The sequence below is a fragment of the Candidatus Hakubella thermalkaliphila genome, assembly GCF_013281975.1.
GTDB classification, from domain to species: Bacteria; Actinomycetota; Humimicrobiia; order Hakubellales; family Hakubellaceae; genus Hakubella; species Hakubella thermalkaliphila.
The window spans coordinates 1-1,496 of the sequence record NZ_BLRZ01000238.1 but is presented as its reverse complement, the minus strand read 5'-3'; the positions used below and the strand labels follow the sequence as shown (position 1 = coordinate 1,496).

General features: G+C 54.7%; 2 rRNA genes. Both read right to left on the bottom strand.

From position 1 onward, the window contains the following. Positions 1-213: ribosomal RNA gene (locus HW443_RS11185) — 23S ribosomal RNA — on the bottom strand; the annotation flags it as partial. Between the two features lie 290 nt (positions 214-503). Then, a 16S ribosomal RNA gene (locus HW443_RS11180) occupies positions 504-1,496 on the bottom strand; the annotation flags it as partial.

Genomic DNA, 1,496 nt, shown 5'->3' with positions numbered 1-1,496 from the left:
AGGGTACTAAGATGTTTCAGTTCCCCTGGTTCCCCTCCATACCCTATGGATTCAGACATGGATGCCAGGGCATTACCCCTGGCAGGTTTCCCCATTCGGAGATCCCCGGATCAAAGCCTGTTCGGCGGCTCCCCGAGGCTTATCGCAGCCTACCACGTCCTTCTTCGGCTATCATCGCCAAGGCATCCACCGTGTGCCCTTAGTAACTTAGCCTATGTTTTCTCCTACTGACTTTCCGCTGTGAAGTTTTCAAGGTACTAAGCGGTATGTCCGCTTGCGTAAAGGAGGCTTTAGCCTATCATGTCCTTGATCCCCATTCACTTTCATTCTTGTATCTCACGGAGTCAAGTCTGCAACACGTTCAAGGCTAAAGTCCCGGCTACGCCTTGTGAGAGGTATTCTCTCAAAGCTAAATAGTGTGCCTCAGCCAGATCGACATTTCGGGAGAGCCATCTCACAGGGCCAAAACCTGCCCCTTCTTATGGCTTTCCATTTCTCCCTAGAAAGGAGGTGATCCAGCCGCACCTTCCGGTACGGCTACCTTGTTACGACTTCACCCTAATCATCAGACCCACCTTCGACGGCTGCCTCCATCTAAAAGACGGTTAGCTCACCGGCTTCGGGTGTTTCTAACTTTCGTGGTGTGACGGGCGGTGTGTACAAGGCCCGGGAACGTATTCACCGCGGCATTGCTGATCCGCGATTACTAGCGATTCCAACTTCATGAAGGCGAGTTGCAGCCTTCAATCCGGACTTAGACCGGCTTTCGATGGGATTCGCTCCGGGTCACCCCTTCGCAACCCATTGTACCGGCCATTGTAGCACGTGTGCAGCCCAGGGCATAAAGGGCATGATGACTTGACGTCATCTCCACCTTCCTCCAGCTTGACGCTGGCAGTCTCCCATGAGTTCCCGACTTGACGCTGGCAACATAGGACAGAGGTTGCGCTCGTTGCGGGACTTAACCCAACATCTCACGACACGAGCTGACGACAGCCATGCACCACCTGTACCGGCTCCCCTTGCGGGGTCGCTCCCCTTTCGGATCGCTACCACCGGCATGTCAAACCCTGGTAAGGTTCTTCGCGTTGCGTCGAATTGAGCCACATGCTCCACCGCTTGTGCGGGCCCCCGTCAATTCCTTTGAGTTTTAGCCTTGCGGCCGTACTCCCCAGGCGGGGCACTTAATGCGTTAGCTGCGGCACGGGAAGAGTCGATAACTCCCCACACCTAGTGCCCATCGTTTAAGGCTAGGACTACCAGGGTATCTAATCCTGTTTGCTCCCCTAGCTTTCGCGCCTCAGCGTCAGTTACGGCCCAGGGATCCGCCTTCGCCACTGGTGTTCCTCCCGGTATCTGCGCATTTCACCGCTACACCGGGAATTCCAATCCCCTCTACCGAACTCAAGTCCCTCAGTATCAGATGCAATCCTTAGGTTAAGCCCAAGGCTTTCACATCTGACTTGAAAAAACCGCCTACGCGCTCTTTACGCCCA